Raw genomic sequence first — 14,795 nt, 5'->3', positions numbered from 1 at the left:
TCCGCAACGGCCTGACCCTGCCGCAAAGCTCCGGCCCCGTCGAAGGCAACATCAACCGCCCGTGCTGGTCGTCACCGACGCAGACGGCTTCCCGGCGCGGCCCGCGGGACCGCTGGCGGGCGGCCGCGCCGGGACCGTCAGCGGAGCCGGACCGGGAGGCTGCGCGGGCCGCGCATGATCCCCGCCGGGATCCACGGCACCTCGTCGAGCGGTACGGCCGGGCGCAGCTCGGGGAAACGCCGAAGCAGGGAGCCGATCGCGATGCGGGCCTCGAGCCGGGCGAGCGGCGCGCCCAGGCAGTGATGGATGCCGTAGCCGAACGCCAGGTGCCGGGCGCCCTCCCGGGCCACGTCCAGGACATCCGGGTCGCCGCCGTCCGGCTGGGCGATGTCGCGGCTCGCCGAGCCGAGCATGACCACCACGACGTCGCCCCGGCGGATCCGGGTGCCGCCGAGATCGAAGTCCTCCGCGGCGTAACGCATGGTGGTCTGCTCCACCGAGGGGTCGAACCGCAGGAACTCCTCCACCGCCCCGGGCATGAGCTCCGGCCGGGCGCGCAGCAGGTCGGCCTGGTCCGGCCGGCGGAGGAGGCTGACCATGATGGTGCCGAGCAGGTTGACCGTGGTCTCGTGGCCCGCGACCACGAGCAGCACGGCCGTGCCGATGAGCTCCTCGTCCGACAGCGCCTCGTCGCCCCGGAGCCGCGCCTCGACCAACGCGCTGAGCAGGTCGTCGCCCCGTTCGGCGCGCCGTCGTTCGAGGGCGGGGCTCGGCTCGGTGAGGCGCAGCTGGATCTGGTCGCTCATGTATCGGTTGAGGCTGAGCGCGCCGGCCCGCTGCGCGTCGGAGGGCGGGCTCAGCGCCGCGGCGGTCCACTCCCGGAAGTGGTGACGGTCGTGTTCCGGCACGCCCAGCAACTCACTGATCACGGCGATCGGCAGCGGCGCGTTGTACGCCTCCACCAGGTCCACCTCGTCCCCCATCGCGTCGAGCAGCTCGTCGGCGATCTGCTGGATGCGCGGGGCGAGCTGCCGGGTACGCGCGGGGCTGAACGCGCCGGCCACCAGCCGCCGCAGCCGCGTGTGCGCGGGCGGATCCGACTCCAGCATGTTGCCGCCCAGCCCGACTCCGGGCCGGTTGGCGGTGAATCCGACGGCGGCGAGCGTTTCCTCGGCCGGGGACGCGTCCTTGCGCAGCGCCGGATGCGTCAGCGCCTGCCGGGCCTCCTGCTCACTGAGCACCATCCAGGCCTGTAACCCGTTCGCGAGCTGGGCGCGGTGCACCGGGCCGAGCGCCCGCAGCTCGGCCAGCCGGCGGGGCGAGTGGGTCTTGAACTCGGGCGTGAAGGTCAGCACCGGCGTGGATGTCACGTCACCCGACATGGGGTCTCCTTCGTTCAGGCGGGGGTCGTCCGTCATTGGGGCTGACGGGACGCGGCCGCCGGAATTCGCCGCCGTGGCAGGTGTCACACGAGCCGATCCGCGCTCGAGATGCTGCGCCGGTTGCCGCTGCCGCAGACCTCGGACGTCGAAGCGAAACTGGCGCGGCTGCTACCGCTCTACCCCCGCCGGCCGCGGACAGCAGTTCGTCGATGGGCGAAAGCAACCATCCGCCGGAGCCCAGCTCGACGTGGATCCGCCGCGCCTCCTGCCAGGCCCGGATCGCCTCGAGCGGCCGGCCGGCCCGCAGATACAGGTCACCGAGCGCGCGTTCGTTGTTCGCGACGTCCCACTCGTTGCGCGCCTCGCCGAGCCGGCGGCGGGCCCGGTGGCGCCACTCGATGGCCTCGTCGAGGCGTCCCATGTCCTCCAGGGCCTTGCCGATCACCATGGCGCAGCCACCGACGCCGTTGGGGTGGTCGAGCTCCGCAAAGATGCCCGACGCCCGGCGGAGTCGCTCGACAGCCTCCTGTCCGTCGCCCGCACGGGCGAAGCTGTCGCCCATCCCGAAGAGCGTCATTGCCTGGCCTTGCCGATCACCCTCACGCGCGAAGAACTCCCACGCGAGCTCGTAGTAGCGCAGGGAATCGGCGGTCGATCCGTGGGTGAGCCAGGCATAGCCCAGATTGCAGAGGACGAACGCCCGCTCGAACGGCTTGCCGAGCTCGTCGAAGATCGCCAGGGCGCGCTCGAAGTGGTTGATCGCCGACGAGCCGCGTCCCTGCAACACCTTCGCCCCGGCGATCATCCGGTGCATGTGCGCCAGGCCCTCGCGGTCGTGGCGGGAGCGCGCCGTGCGCAGCGCGGACGCGGCCACGGTCTCCAGCACCCGGAACATCCCCGAGCGCTGATAGAACGGCAGCATGCTCTCCACGATCCGCCACGCCGGGAAGTCCGCGACCGGGTTCTCCGCCACGACCGCCTCCAGCACCGCTCGCTCGGTGGCGAACCACGTCATCGCCTCGGCGGGGCCGGTGATCGGCTCGGGCGTGACCCCGTCCCGCGGATCCGGCGGCCGGGAGTGCAGCTGCGTCATCAGCAGACGGCCGGCCGCGTACGCCGTCTGCCGCAGGTGGTCCAGCAACCGGGCGAGGGCGGCCTGACGCTCCGCCGCGCCGTCGACCTGCTCGCCCAGCTCGACGGCGTACAGATGGATCAGGTCGTGGAAGACGTACCGGCGCGCCTGGTGGCGGATCAGCAGCCGGGTCCGGGTCAGCTCCTCGATCAGCGCCTGCGCCTCCCGCGGCGGAACACCGGCGAGGGCGGCCGCGGTCGCGGGGCCGAAGCTCGGGCCAGGGTGCAGCGCCAGCAGCCGGAACAGGCGCGCCGCCGGCCCGGTCAGCATGCGGTACGACCAGGAGAACACACTGCGCACGTCGCTGCGGGGGTCGTCACCGTCGAAGACATCCAGCGACCGGGCGTCGCGCAGCTCCCGTGCGATCTCGCCGAGCCGCCAGTCGGGGTACGCCGCCGCCCGCGCGGCCACGACCGCGATCGCCAGCGGCAGGCGGCCGCAACCCTCGATGATCTCGTCCAGGGCGGCGGGATCGTCGGCGTCGCGCCCGGCGCCCAGCCGGGTGCGCAGCCCGGCGCGCGACTCGTCCAGGGTGGGCAGTTCCAGCGCCAGCCGGTGGGCGCCCTGGTGCACCACCAGGCCGGTGAGCTGGTTGCGGCTAGTCACGACGACGAAGCAGCCGGGTGAGGTCGGCAGGAGCGGGCGGACCTGCTCGGCGTCCCGCGCGTTGTCGAGGATCACGAGCATCCGGCGGCCGGCCGTCAGCGTCCGGTAGAGCGCGGCCTGCGCCTCCACCGTTGCCGGAATCTCCGCGCGAGGGCCCGCGAGCGCGCCGAGGAAGTAGGTCAGCGCCTGTTCGGTGTCCACCGCCTCCTTGGCGTCGTAGCCCTGAAGGTCGATGAAGAGCCGGCCGTCCGGGAAGCTCTCCGCGACGGTGTGCGCCCAGTGCAGCACCAGGCTGGTCTTGCCGATGCCGGGCAGGCCGTCGACGGCCACCGTGACCGGCCCGGCCGGCGCCCGGCCGGCGGCCGACAGCACGTCGGACAACCAGCCGATCTCGCGTTCCCGCCCGCTGAAGAACCGGGTGCTCAACGGCACCTGGGTCGGAGGCGTACGGGAAACCGGCTCTTGCGGGGTTGCCGGCCCGGCCGTCGCCCGTTGCTGGCGGAGCACCTGGTCGTAGGCCGCCCGCAGCTCCGCGCCGGGAGTCACGCCCAGCTGGCCGGAGAGACCGAGCCGCACCTTCTCGAAGGCCATGACCGCCTCCGCCTGCTTGCCGTCCGCCGCGAGCACCAGCAGCAGCCGCGCCTGCAACGCCTCGTCGAACGGATGCCGGTCGGCGATCGGCCGCAGGAGCGGCACCAGCTCGGTCACCCGCCCGCCGGCCAGGGCGACGTCCGCGGCCGCGCACGCGGTGGCGGACCTCTCGTGGTCGAGCGCCACGAACTCGGGCAACAGCGCCGGCGCGGGATCCAGGCCCGCGGCGCAGTGCCCGTGCCACGTGCGCAGCGCGGCGAGGTAGTGGGCTCCGGCGGCGTCCCGGTCACCGGCCCGGGCGGCCTGCCTGGCCGCGTCGGCCCGGGCGCGGAACCGCATCACATCCGAGGACTCCGCGTCCACGTGCAGGCGGTAGTCGCCGCACTGCCCGTCCACCCACCGGCCGGGCGCGCGCGGCGCGAGGCCGGGCTCTAGGATCCGCCGCAGCGCCCCGATGTGGCGGTGGACGATGTTCACGGCCCGGGCCGGCGGGTCCTCGCCCCACAGCAGCGCCACGAAATCCGCGACCGCGACCGGGCGGCCCGCGCGCACCAGCAACAGGGCCAGCATGAGGCGGAGCTGCCGGGGCCGCAGGTCGAGCTCTTCATTCGCGCGCCAGGCGCGGACCGGTCCGAGCACGGCGAAGCGCACCCTCGCTCCTCACTACTGGCCGACGGATGATCCTGCCCCAAAGTACCCGTCGGCGCGGGTTGAACGCCGGGACCGGATTTCCGTTGGAGGGTGGTGTGGAACACGCATCGAACGACCCCGGCCGGGACGGTGTCCTCGTCGACGGCGCGGTCACCCGGCCGTCGCGCCTGACGGCCCACGACCTGGGCCGGCTGCCGCAGCGGACCGTCACCTGCACCTTCCGGGGCAGCTCCGGCACGCGAACCCACACGTACGCCGGACCGCTGCTGCTCGACGTGCTGCACCAGGCGGAGCCGCGGTTCGACCCGCGGATCAAGGCCGACCCGGTCCGGTACGTCATCACCGCCACCGGCAGCGACCAGCAGCAGGCCACCCTCGCCTGGGCCGAGATCGACCCGGACTTCGCGGGCCGCGCGGTGCTCGTCGCCCTCACCGAGGACGGGCGGCCGGCCGAGGGCGGGCGCCCCCGCGTCGTCGTGCCCGGCGACAAGTGCGGCGGCCGTTACGTAGCCGGCCTCGTCCGCCTCCACCTCAGCGCACCGTTCCCCGGCGGCGGCGCGCGTCCCTGATCCGCGTCACCCCTCCGGCAGGAACACCGACTAGTGCGAGGCGGCGAACTCGGCGAACTCGCCGGGGTCGGGGTCACGGGTGATGCCGACGACCCCGTTCATGGTCGGGAACGGAATGCCCGTGACGAACTCGGCCGCGCCCGGCCGGTCACCCGCGCGGATCCGCCCGGCTGTACCTCGGCGAACATCGCGATGGCGTCCAGCCAGCCACGCGCGGCCACGTCGACGGCACTCTTCACCTGCTGCATGACATCTTTCATACCCTCATTGACGGACCGGGCCCCGATCGGTTCACCGCGGCAGCGCGATCCGGTCCAGCCGCGTGTCCATCGTCCGCACGTCCTCCTCGGAGCCCAGCGCGACGAAGATGCGCCGGGCCTCCTGCCAGGCCAGGGCGGCCTCGCCGGAGCGCCCCGCGCGCAGATAGACGTCGCCGAGTGCCCGCCCGTTCTCGGCGACCTCCATCTCGTTGCGGGCGAGGTGGAACAGGCGCTGGGCCCGGCGGCGCCACTGGATGGCCTGGTCGAGCCGGCCCTGGCCGTCGAGGGCGTCGCTGATCACGGACGCGCAGTCGGCGCCGCTGTTGTAGTCGCCGAGCCGGTCGCAGATCTCCGACGCGCGGCGCAGCACGCGTACGGCCTCGGCCAGTTCGCCCGTGCGCACCAGGCAGTAGCCGATGCCGAGCAGCGCATGGGCCTGTCCCGGCTCGTGCCCCTCAGCGACGAAGACGGCGCCGGCCTGCTCGTAGTGCTCCTTGGACCGGCCGATGTCGCCCTGGCTGTACCGGACCCAGCCGAGGTTGCTGAAGACGTACGCCCGCTCGATCGGCCGGCCCAGCTCCGCGAAGAGGATCAGCGCCCGCTCGAGGTGGTTGACGGCCGAGATCCGGCGGCCGGAGGCGTTCTTCGCGCCGGCGATCATGCGGTGCATGCGCGCCTGGCCCTCCCGGTCGTCGCCGTCGCGGGCGGCCCGTAGCGCCATGCCGGCCACCGTTCCCCACGAGTGGTACATGCCCCGGCGCTGGTAGAACGGCAGCAGGCACTCCGCCAGCGACCAGGCCCGCAGCTCCGGCCGGGCCTGGTCGATCGTGGCCTCCAGCACCTCCAGCTCGGCCGTGAACCAGGCCATGGCCTCGGCGACGTCGTCCGGCCGCCCCGGGGTGACGCCGTCCCGGACCGGCGGCGGCGTGTCCAGCACCGGCGGCATCAGCAGCCGGCTCGCCGCGTGGGCCGTCTGCCGCAGGTGATCGACCACCCGGGCCTCCGCCTCGTCACGCTCGGCGGGGCTGTCGAACGCCTCGCACAGCTCGATGGCGTAGCGTCGGATCAGGTCGTGGAAGACGTACCGTTTGTAGCGGTGCTCGGTGATCAGCCGGGTCCGGGTCAGCTCGGCGATCAGCACCCGCGCCTGCTCGCTTGGCAGACCGGCGAGGCTGGCGACCGTCGCGAGACCGAAGTCCGGCCCGGGGTGCAGCGCCAGCAGCCGGAACAGCCGCGCGGCCCGTTCGGTCAGCATCCGGTAGGACCAGGAGAAGACGCTGCGCAGGTCGGTCCGGGGCTCGTCGCCGCTGAGCACGTCCAGGGTCTGCGAGTCGCGCAGTTCGGCGGCGATCTCGCTGAGCCGCCACTCCGGGAAGGCGGCGGCCCGGGCGGCGACGACGGCCATCGCCAGGGGCAGCCGGCCGCATCGCTCGATGATCTCGTCGAGCGCCGCGAGGTCGCCGGCGTCCCGGCTGGCGGCCAGCCGTACGCGAAGGCCGGCTTGTGCCTCGTCCACCGACGGCGGATTCAGGGCGATGTGGTGGGCGCCCTCCTGCGCGATCAGGCCGGCGAGTCGGTTGCGGCTGGTCACGAGGACGAAGCAGCCCGGCGCGGCCGGCAGGAGCGGACGGACGTGCTCGGCGTCGCGGGCGTTGTCGAGGATCACCAGCATCCGCCGCCGGGACATCAGGGTCCGGTACAGGTTGACCTGCGCCCCCAGGCTCGCGGGGACGTCCGCCTGCGGGACCCCGAGCGCATTGAGGAAACACATCAGTACGCGCTCGGTCTCCAGCGCTTCCCGGGTGTCGAAGCCCTGGAGGTCGATGAAGAGCTGCCCGTCCGGGAAACGGTCGGCGACCAGGTGCGCCCAGTGCACGACGAGGCTGGTCTTGCCGACCCCGGGCAGTCCGTCCACGGTGACGGTGACGACCGCCGGCGACGCCTCGTCGGGCAGCAGCGCGGACAGCCGATCCAGCTCGTTGCGCCGTCCGTTGAAGAACCGCGTGCCCGGCGGCACCACCGCCGGCACGACGTACGGCTCGGGCGGCGCCGGGCGGGCGGCGCTTCCGCCCCCCCGTCCGGAGGCGGCGGCGGTGTCCTGGTGCAGCACCCGGTCGTAGGCCGTCAGCAGCTCCGGGCCCGGGTCCACCCCGAGGTGCTCGGCGAGGCCGGCCCGTACCTTCTCGAACGCCCGGACCGCCTCCGCCTGCTTGCCGTCGGCTGCGAGCACCAGCAGCAGCCGTGCCTGCAACGCCTCGTCGAACGAGTGGTGGTCCGCGACCTCCCGGATCAGCGGCACGAGGTCGCGTACGTCGTCGCGGGCGAGTGCCACGTCCGCGGCGGCGCAGGCCACGGCGGCGCGCTGGTGGTCCAGCGCGGCGAACTCCGGCATTAGCTCCGGACCGGGATCGAGCCCGGCTGCACAATGTCCGGTCCAGGTGCGCAGGGCGGCGAGATACTGCGCACAGGCGGTCGCTTGGTCACCGTCCGCGGTCGCCTGCCGGCCCGCTTGTGTGTACGCGTGGAACTGCCGCAGATCCGACGACGGAGCGTCCAGCCGGTAGGCCCCGCCCTCCGAGGTGATCCACCGGCCGGACGCCCGGGCCGGCAGTCCCGGTTCGATCAGCCGCCGCAGGGCACCGACGTGGCGGTAGACCACGTTCGCCGCGGTCTCGGGCGGGTCCTCGCCCCACAGCAGGGTGGCGAACTCCTCGCGGGTGACGGTGCCGCCGGACCGTACGAGCAGCAGGGCGAGCATGAGCCGCGCCTGCCGGGGCCCGAGCTCGACCTCCCGTGCGCCCCGCCAGGCGCGCACAGGACCCAGCACCGCGAAGCGCAGCTCGTCCCGCCCGGCCGTTTGCACGTTTCAACCCCCGCTCGACCCGGCAGACGGCCCGCCCGGCGCAGGACGGCCGGCCGACGGTGCCGGGGCCGCGGGCCCGCTGGGTGACCGGCCACCCAGCCGGGGGTCTGCCTGATAGGTGTCGGCGTACCGGTGGTCCAGCGCGACGAAACCGCGCAGCGCCGCCGATTGCGGCATCTTCCCGGCCCGCTGCACCGCGTCCGGCCCCCAGCGGAAGGCGGCCAGCGCCAGGTCGTACGCGTCAGCGCCGGACCGAGCCTGCTGCGCCACGAACGCGCACATGACCGCGCCGAGCGCCTCGATGGCGGGCAGGGGCTCCCACAGTGACGTGGCGCGGGCGGACGGGGCGTACTCGGCCGGGACCGCGATCGGCGCTCCCACCAGCGCATCGGCCGCCTGCACCAGAACGCGCGTCTCGGCCACGGACAACCTCTCCCGACGGTGGATGCCCGGCGCACCCCTCACCTGTGCTGACGCAGAGAGGACCGTGTTCTTCAGATGGCTCTCGAAATACGGTCAGCCGGGAACCCATCGAGGGCCTCTACCGAAGGCTGAGTCGCTTGCACTGAACCGCCCCGGATCTTGTTGAGACTTCCCGGTTTGGGAAGGTTCGAGGGATGGCAGGTATGAAGCCGTATCCGCAGGAGTTGCGGGAGCGGGCGGTGCGGATGGTCGCGGAGGTGCGGCCGAACGCCCGGCGGCGCGGAGGGACTCTTCGTAGAGGGGGGAGATGAACCCCGGCCGGGTGTGCAGGTAGACAACTGGGGACCCGAGCGTTTCGACGAGCGCATGTTGGGCCTTTTCCGCAAGTACGGTGTGGAGGCTGTTTAGCTACTCCGGCAGCGAATGTGCCGAACTCATCCGCCGTGAGGTTTGCCTCGCCTTGCCATCAAGCAAGGCGAGGCGAGCACGCGGCCACCACGGCACGAGGAAACGGTGGTGCCCGACGTCGAATGGCGGCTGACCGCGCCGTGGACGTCACCAACTGCTGAAGGCGCCGAGCTGTTCGCCCGCGAAATGCTCGGGCCAGTCGGGATTTCGGGTGTCGTGCAATCTGCTTCCAACGGCGTGCGTTGGTGAATCAGGTCCGGCTGTCAGATGAACCTGCGGGAACCTTGTCCGTCCTATGGTGTGTACCCTACCCACGCGGCAAGGAGCTCCCGACATGAGCATCTCTCTCTTCGCGGTCGGTGACGTCTTCATCGACCGGCCCGACCCTGAACAGGCCTACCGCGACGGTGCCCGATATCTGCGACGGGGCGACATCCTGTTCGGCAATTGCGAAGGGGTGTTCAGCGACGACTGGGATCGCGCGCCCAGCTCGGGACCGCCGGTGGTAGCACCTGCCAGCAACGCGGACCCGCTGGCGCGGGCCGGATTCGATGTGCTGTCCCTGGCCAACAACCACATCGGCGACGGCGGTCACAGGGGCCTGCGGGACACCATCCGAGCGCTCAACGGCCTGGGCATAGCGACTGTGGGGGCCGGCGGTGACATCGCCGAGGCGCGCCGCCCGGCCATCGTCGAACGGGACGGGATCCGGGTCGGCTTCCTCGCCTACGCCAGCGTGTTCCCCTACGGCTACGAGGCGCGGGGATCGGTGCCGGGGCTGGCTCCGATCCGCTCCTATACCCACTACAACCCGCCGACCGGCAATCTCTGGGACCCGGGCGCCGCGCCAAGCATCACCACTGAGGAGGTCCCCGAGGACGCCGAGGCCCTGATCGACGACATCACGGCCGCCCGCGAACGGGCCGACGTGGTCGTGGTGAGCGTGCACTGGGGCGACATGTACAAGCCGTTCGTGCTGCGGGACCACGAGCGGCGCATCGCGCGACTCGTGATCGACGCCGGCGCCGATGTCGTGCTCGGGCACCACCACCACATGTGGCGCGGCATGGAGTTCTATCGAGGCAAGCCGATCTGGTACGGCCTCGGCCACCACCTGTTCGACCTGCCCGACATCGAGAAGCGGATAGCCGCAGACGGTGACGCCATTCCCCCGATCGGGCCAGCCGACGACGCCGGATTGGACCGGTATTCGGGCAGCTACCGGCTCGGTCATCGCGCCGGCTATCCGCTGCTGCCCTTCCATCCCGACGGCCGGCTCACCGGCGTCGCCATAGTCCGTGCCGGTCGAGATGGCGTGGGCGCCGTGGGCTTCGCGCCGGCCGTCATCAACCAGGCCAATGAACCCATCACCGTGGCACCCGACAGCGACGAAGGACGCCGAGTCCTCGACTACCTGAAGGAATGCTGCACGAGCCAGGGCCTACGGGTCAGGTTCGGCACACCCGAGGCGAGCTCTGGGCTGCCGCCGGGCTGCGTCCAACTCCTGCCGCCGGACGGGACAACCCGATCGACGGGTAAAGAAGCCGACGTCTTCCCTTGAACCAGCCGCGCCGCCGCACGTCGTACCTGGAACCGCCCCGGACGGCCTGGCGCAGATCGCCGGGCGGCTGCTCGGCTCACCCGCGCGCGCCGAGGAGGTCTACCGGTTGAACGCGGGGCGGCGGCAGCCGGACGGGCGCGCGCTGCTGGACACCCGGCAACTGCGGGCGCAGTGGCTGCTCGTGCTTCCGTGGGACGCGGCCGGCGACGATGTCCGGATCGATGCTCTGCCCGCCGGATCGTCGGGCCCCTGCCCACGCTCCGGCGGAGGACCGGCCTGCGCAACGCCGGTCCCGGCACCCGGTCCGCGCTCCGACTGGCAGGCGAACGCATCACCACCGCGCAGGCGTGGACAAGGACGCAGGGCGAAGGCGTGATGGTCGCGATCGTCGACTCCTGTGTGGATGCCCGGACGGGTTGCCCTCGGTGCCGACGTGACGTCGGGGACGGCTCCCGGCAACCGCGACCGCTCGGCTCGGGCACGGCCATGGCATCGCCGCCGCCGGTACGCCCGGGATCGCGCCGGCGGCGACCATCCTGCCCCTGCGAGTGGTCGGTGATCTGCCGCGGGCCGATTCGGCCCAGGTCGCCACGGCCATCGAGATCGCGGTGACCGCAGGATCCCGGGTCATCGCGCTCGGTGCGTTCGCCGACCTGTCCGACGTCGCGGTGGCGGCAGCCGTCCGGGCCGCGACCGCCCACGACGTGGCGGTGCTGGCGCCGGCCTCGACGCCCGGCCGCGGCCAAACCGCGGTCGCGCAGCGGTTCGAGTACGCCGTCGCGTTCGTCGCCGGTACGGCCGCGCTGGTCCGGTCGGCCTATCCCAACCTCGATGCGGCGGCGGCGCACCGCATCAAGGCCACCGCCGACGGCGCCTCGGCGGGCGTACCCGATCGCCGCATCGGCTGGGGAACCGTCGACCCCGACGCCGCGGTGAGCGCTGTCGTGTCCGGCGAACAGCCGCCGACGACCGGTGGCGAAGACCGGTGGGATCGGCCGGGTGGCGCTGCCCGCCGGCGCGGCCCTCGGCGTCGCCGCCGTAGCCGTCGCCGGGTCAGCGTTCCTGATCCGCCGCCGTACGGAACCGCACATGAACCCCGTTCCTCCGGAAGGGCCTCTGCTATGTCGATCACCAAGTATCTGCCGCGCATCGCGGCCGCGACCGTCACCCTGCTGATGGCCGCGGCCGCCGCTGTCCTGGTGACGGTGGTGACCGGTCCCGTCCCGTTCGATCAGCGCACCGGCCCGCCAGCGGGTGAAGAGACATCCTCGGCAACAGCGGTGTTGGTGACCTGCGCCTTGGACAGGTAGTCCACGACAGCCGCCACCGTGGCGGGATCGCGGAGGATGCGCCGGTGGCCCAGCCCCGAGGTGGTCCTTAGCTCCGCATGGGGCCACGCGCCGCTGATCGCCTGTCCATCGCTGTACCGGACCTCCTTGTCCTTCCTGTCGTGCACGACAAGCAGGGGCGGCAGGTCGGTCCGGCCCGCCGCCCGGGCAACGAGGTCGAAGTGCGACATTTGGCGACCCGACCGCTCCTCGAGCCGCCGTACCAGGCCATCGTGAACGCGGTCGCGGAAGCCCATCAGGTGTGCGAATTGCCGGGTGTAGGTCCGTGGATCCGCCACCGGGGCGACGAGTACCAGTCGCTCGGCGGGCAGGCCGTCGAGCACCGCCACCGCCGTCGCGGCTGAACCGGCCGAATGCCCGACGATCGCGTACGCGGGTCCCACCGCCCGGACGGCTGCGGTGAGCGCGTCGCTGAACTCGGGCTGCAGCGCCCGTCGGCGCCCGAGGACTCCGGGCGCCGACGCGCCATGACTCGGCGCATCGAGGGCGACCACCTTGAAGCCGGCACCGACGAGCGGGGGTACGAATACGTCCAGCTGACCGCTCCAGCCGCCCCAACCGTGCATCAAGTACACCGCGGGTCCGTCGCCCCAGCTCTGGGCGGACACCGAGTGGCCGTTCACCGGGATCTCGAAACGGTGACCAGGCGGATCGGTCGGCCGGACCGGCCCCTGAGGGACGGTGCTCCACAGGCGCTCGGCCAGCGCCGCGCCGGTTGCCGGGGCGAGACGTTCGAGCATGCCGAATGTCGTACGCAGTGTCTTCACCGTCATGAATCGGACGGTCGTCATCAGGGTGTCGCGCCAGCTGGGCATCGCTAGTCCTCTCTCTTTTGTAATGCTCAGGTGGCGACGTATCGCAAGTCGCCACGTTCGATGCTCATGCCAATACGGCTTCCCGCAGGGACCGGAGAGCGTAGTGAATTCGCGACCGTACGGTGCCGACCGGCACGCCCAGTCGGACCGCGACATCGGGAATCGTGCGATTCTCGAAGAACACCTCGCGCAACACGTCGCGGTGCGCCTCGCTCAGGTTCGCGACTGCTTCGCGAAGGGCGTGGTTCGCCAGCGCCGCTGAGGCCGTCCCGTCGCCTGTGCCGGCGAGGTCGTTCTCCAGTGAGGCGACCTCTGCGGGCCGAGCCTGGCGCTTGCGTACCTCATCGATGAGCAGGCGGCGAGCCACCGTGAAGAGCCACCGTCGGCTGCCGTTTTCGTCGGACGGGAACGTGTCGAGGTTCCGCCACGCGCGAACCATCGTCTCCTGCACGACGTCTTCGGTCGTCTGACGATGGCCCCGCGTCAAGCCGTAGACGAACCGGGTCAATGGCGTGCCGTGCTCGGCCAGCATGTGCCGTATCCGGGTATCGGGATTGAGTTGAGCTGCTGCCAAACAAGACATCGAAGGTGCTTCCTGTCGTTGGTGAACGGCCGACGGATTGCGGCTCACCGCAGAAGCTAAGGAGAAGGCACACACCTTCTTGTGATGAATGAGTGACGTCGCATTCTGTGATGGGCCACTGATTTTGTGTAACAACAACGTGTCGTAGGCATCGCGGAACGGGCCGCCCGCAGGCTCATCCAGTGAGGGTGTCCGACTTGCTGGTCCGGCTGAAGGTGGAGGTGACCGCCCGCATCAGCGAGATGTGACCGACCGGCAACAGACGGGCCAGGGCATCGGGCATTTTCGCGCTGCCGGCGATGAGCAGGCGGGCCTTGCGTCTGGCGACGGCGTCGAGGATCTGCCACGCGGCCTTTTCCGGGGGATAGGTGAGCAACGCGGCCGCGCGCCGGCCGTGTGCCTCGATCTCTGCCGTCGGTACGCCGCTGCCGATGCGCGCGTTGCGGGCGATGCGGGTCCGGATGCCGCCCGGGTGCACGGTGGTGACGCCGACGCCGTTGTCCGCGAGTTCGCTGTGCAGCACCTGGCTGAGTCCGCGAAGGGCGAACTTGCTGGCGCTGTACGCGCTCTGCCCGGCCGGGGCGATCAGTCCGAACAGGCTGGAGACGTTGACCAGGTGACTGCCGGGTGTGGCGGTGAGCGCGGGCAGGAGTTGGTGGGTGAGCAGCATCGGGGCCTGGAAGTTGACGTTCATCACCCTGTCGAATTCCTCGACTGTCACCTGGTCGAACCGGCCGCTGAGGGCGATGCCGGCGTTGTTGATCAACAGTCCCACGGACGGGTACTGGGCGAGGACCGTGACGGCGACGCGGTCGACCTCGGCGCGGTCGGAGAGGTCGGCGACGATCGCTTCGACGTTGCGCTCGGGTGGTTCGCGTGGATCCGCCGGGTGACGGCCGTCAGCCGGCGCTCGTCGATGTCCACCAGCACGAGGTCGCTGCCGCGGGTGGCCAGAAGGTAGGCGAGTTGCTCACCGATGCCGCTCGCGGCGCCGGTGAGCACCCCGGTGCGGCCGTCGAATCGGTACCGGGCAAGCCTGGTCATGAGGTGTTCTCCTTGTTGTCGGGCGCGAGGGCCGGCCTGGCTGCCGACCTGATCGGACGCGACGTCGGCTCCATCACCAGGGCCGTCCAGCGTCTGCCGCCCCGGGCTCCGGCTGCCGGATCGTTGCTGATCATCGTGGATCTCCGCACGGTGGGGTGGGGGGTCATCAATGCAGACGTGCTGAGCGGGCCGAGATTCATGTCACCGGGCGAGGTTGGGCCACTTCAGGACGGCCCGGCTGACCCTCGGGTCGAGCGTGCCGAGGACGTCGGAGACGTCGCCAGGGGCCGGGCGGGGCTAAGTCACTCATCATGGTCGGCGTGGGCCGCGAGGAGGTGCGCCACGGCTCCGGTCACCTGCTGGGCGTAACCAAGGTTGAGGGCCCGGCTCATCAGGGGAAGTTTCAGGCACGAGTCGTGGGACGCGAGCACGGGAGAGCTGTCGGTGGGCAAAGGTCGGGGGATCTGATCAGTAGGAAAAGCCGGCCCGGCTTTACCCGATGCCGGCACTCAACTGGTCACGTCCGCGCTGGTGGTGTAAGTGCGTGTTTGAGAAGGC

Annotated in this window: 12 protein-coding genes; 4 read left to right on the top strand and 8 right to left on the bottom strand. The window is 71.7% G+C overall.

Annotation, left to right across the window (positions count from 1 at the left end; translation table 11 throughout):
• Positions 1–137: 137 nt before the first annotated feature.
• Entirely contained in the window at positions 138–1,382 is a 1,245-nt protein-coding gene (locus tag OG990_RS04375; RefSeq protein ID WP_406079072.1) for a cytochrome P450, read from the bottom strand.
• The gene (locus OG990_RS04370) at positions 1,372–4,362 is read right to left on the bottom strand and encodes an AfsR/SARP family transcriptional regulator (protein WP_406079071.1); all 2,991 of its coding nucleotides are present in this window, start codon (positions 4,360–4,362) and stop codon (positions 1,372–1,374) included. The genes OG990_RS04375 and OG990_RS04370 overlap by 11 nt, the downstream gene beginning before the upstream one ends.
• A gap of 95 nt (positions 4,363–4,457) precedes the next feature.
• On the opposite strand from OG990_RS04370, the gene OG990_RS04365 reads away from it, so the two are divergent.
• Positions 4,458–4,931, top strand: coding sequence for a molybdopterin-dependent oxidoreductase (locus OG990_RS04365; RefSeq protein ID WP_406079070.1), 474 nt, complete (start codon positions 4,458–4,460; stop codon positions 4,929–4,931).
• A 291-nt stretch (positions 4,932–5,222) separates the two neighbouring features.
• Here OG990_RS04365 and OG990_RS04360 read toward each other — a convergent pair whose 3' ends face one another.
• On the bottom strand, positions 5,223–8,054 hold the full coding sequence (locus OG990_RS04360; RefSeq protein ID WP_406079068.1) for an AfsR/SARP family transcriptional regulator: 2,832 nt from the start codon (positions 8,052–8,054) through the stop codon (positions 5,223–5,225).
• 3 nt (positions 8,055–8,057) lie between these two features.
• On the bottom strand, positions 8,058–8,477 hold the full coding sequence (locus OG990_RS04355) for a hypothetical protein (RefSeq protein ID WP_406079067.1): 420 nt from the start codon (positions 8,475–8,477) through the stop codon (positions 8,058–8,060).
• A 516-nt stretch (positions 8,478–8,993) separates the two neighbouring features.
• Here OG990_RS04355 and OG990_RS04350 point away from each other — a divergent pair.
• The 3 genes from OG990_RS04350 to OG990_RS04340 all read left to right on the top strand — a co-directional run bounded on the left by OG990_RS04350 (position 8,994) and on the right by OG990_RS04340 (position 11,756).
• A complete protein-coding gene (locus tag OG990_RS04350; RefSeq protein ID WP_406079066.1) occupies positions 8,994–9,134 on the top strand; it encodes a hypothetical protein in 141 nt (46 codons plus the stop codon).
• 85 nt (positions 9,135–9,219) lie between these two features.
• On the top strand, positions 9,220–10,446 hold the full coding sequence (locus OG990_RS04345; RefSeq protein WP_406079065.1) for a CapA family protein: 1,227 nt from the start codon (positions 9,220–9,222) through the stop codon (positions 10,444–10,446).
• A 548-nt stretch (positions 10,447–10,994) separates the two neighbouring features.
• Positions 10,995–11,756 (top strand): hypothetical protein, encoded by a 762-nt coding sequence (locus OG990_RS04340; protein WP_406079064.1) that lies wholly within the window; start codon positions 10,995–10,997, stop codon positions 11,754–11,756.
• Here OG990_RS04340 and OG990_RS04335 read toward each other — a convergent pair.
• From OG990_RS04335 to OG990_RS04320, 4 genes are all read right to left on the bottom strand, one after another.
• Positions 11,678–12,568 carry an alpha/beta fold hydrolase gene (locus OG990_RS04335; RefSeq protein ID WP_406079063.1) on the bottom strand — a complete coding sequence of 297 codons (891 nt, stop codon included), beginning with the start codon at positions 12,566–12,568 and terminating at the stop codon, positions 11,678–11,680. The genes OG990_RS04340 and OG990_RS04335 overlap by 79 nt on opposite strands.
• 106 nt (positions 12,569–12,674) lie before the next feature.
• Positions 12,675–13,142: a sigma-70 family RNA polymerase sigma factor gene (locus OG990_RS04330; RefSeq protein WP_406079062.1), complete on the bottom strand. Its 468-nt coding sequence runs from the start codon at positions 13,140–13,142 to the stop codon at positions 12,675–12,677.
• 226 nt (positions 13,143–13,368) lie between these two features.
• Entirely contained in the window at positions 13,369–14,040 is a 672-nt protein-coding gene (locus OG990_RS04325) for an SDR family NAD(P)-dependent oxidoreductase (RefSeq protein WP_406081649.1), read from the bottom strand.
• Positions 13,956–14,237, bottom strand: coding sequence for an SDR family NAD(P)-dependent oxidoreductase (locus OG990_RS04320; protein WP_406079061.1), 282 nt, complete (start codon positions 14,235–14,237; stop codon positions 13,956–13,958). Before OG990_RS04320 ends, OG990_RS04325 begins: the two co-directional genes overlap by 85 nt.
• Between the last annotated feature and the right edge of the window lie 558 nt (positions 14,238–14,795).

Origin of the sequence: Micromonospora sp. NBC_00858, from assembly GCF_045207365.1 — a bacterium.
GTDB lineage: Bacteria > Actinomycetota > Actinomycetes > Mycobacteriales > Micromonosporaceae > Micromonospora.
The sequence above is the reverse complement of the archived record's forward strand: the minus strand, read 5'-3'. Positions and strand labels throughout refer to the sequence as shown.

Excerpts from the sequence above, each read along its gene's own strand:
- OG990_RS04330 (WP_406079062.1), bottom strand. The coding sequence starts at position 13,142 with ATGCTGGCCGAGCACGGCACGCCATTGACCCGGTTCGTCTACGGCTTG.
- OG990_RS04335 (WP_406079063.1), bottom strand. The coding sequence starts at position 12,568 with ATGACGGTGAAGACACTGCGTACGACATTCGGCATGCTCGAACGTCTC.
- OG990_RS04375 (WP_406079072.1), bottom strand. The coding sequence starts at position 1,382 with ATGTCGGGTGACGTGACATCCACGCCGGTGCTGACCTTCACGCCCGAG.
- OG990_RS04345 (WP_406079065.1), top strand. The coding sequence starts at position 9,220 with ATGAGCATCTCTCTCTTCGCGGTCGGTGACGTCTTCATCGACCGGCCC.
- OG990_RS04320 (WP_406079061.1), bottom strand. The coding sequence starts at position 14,237 with ATGACCAGGCTTGCCCGGTACCGATTCGACGGCCGCACCGGGGTGCTC.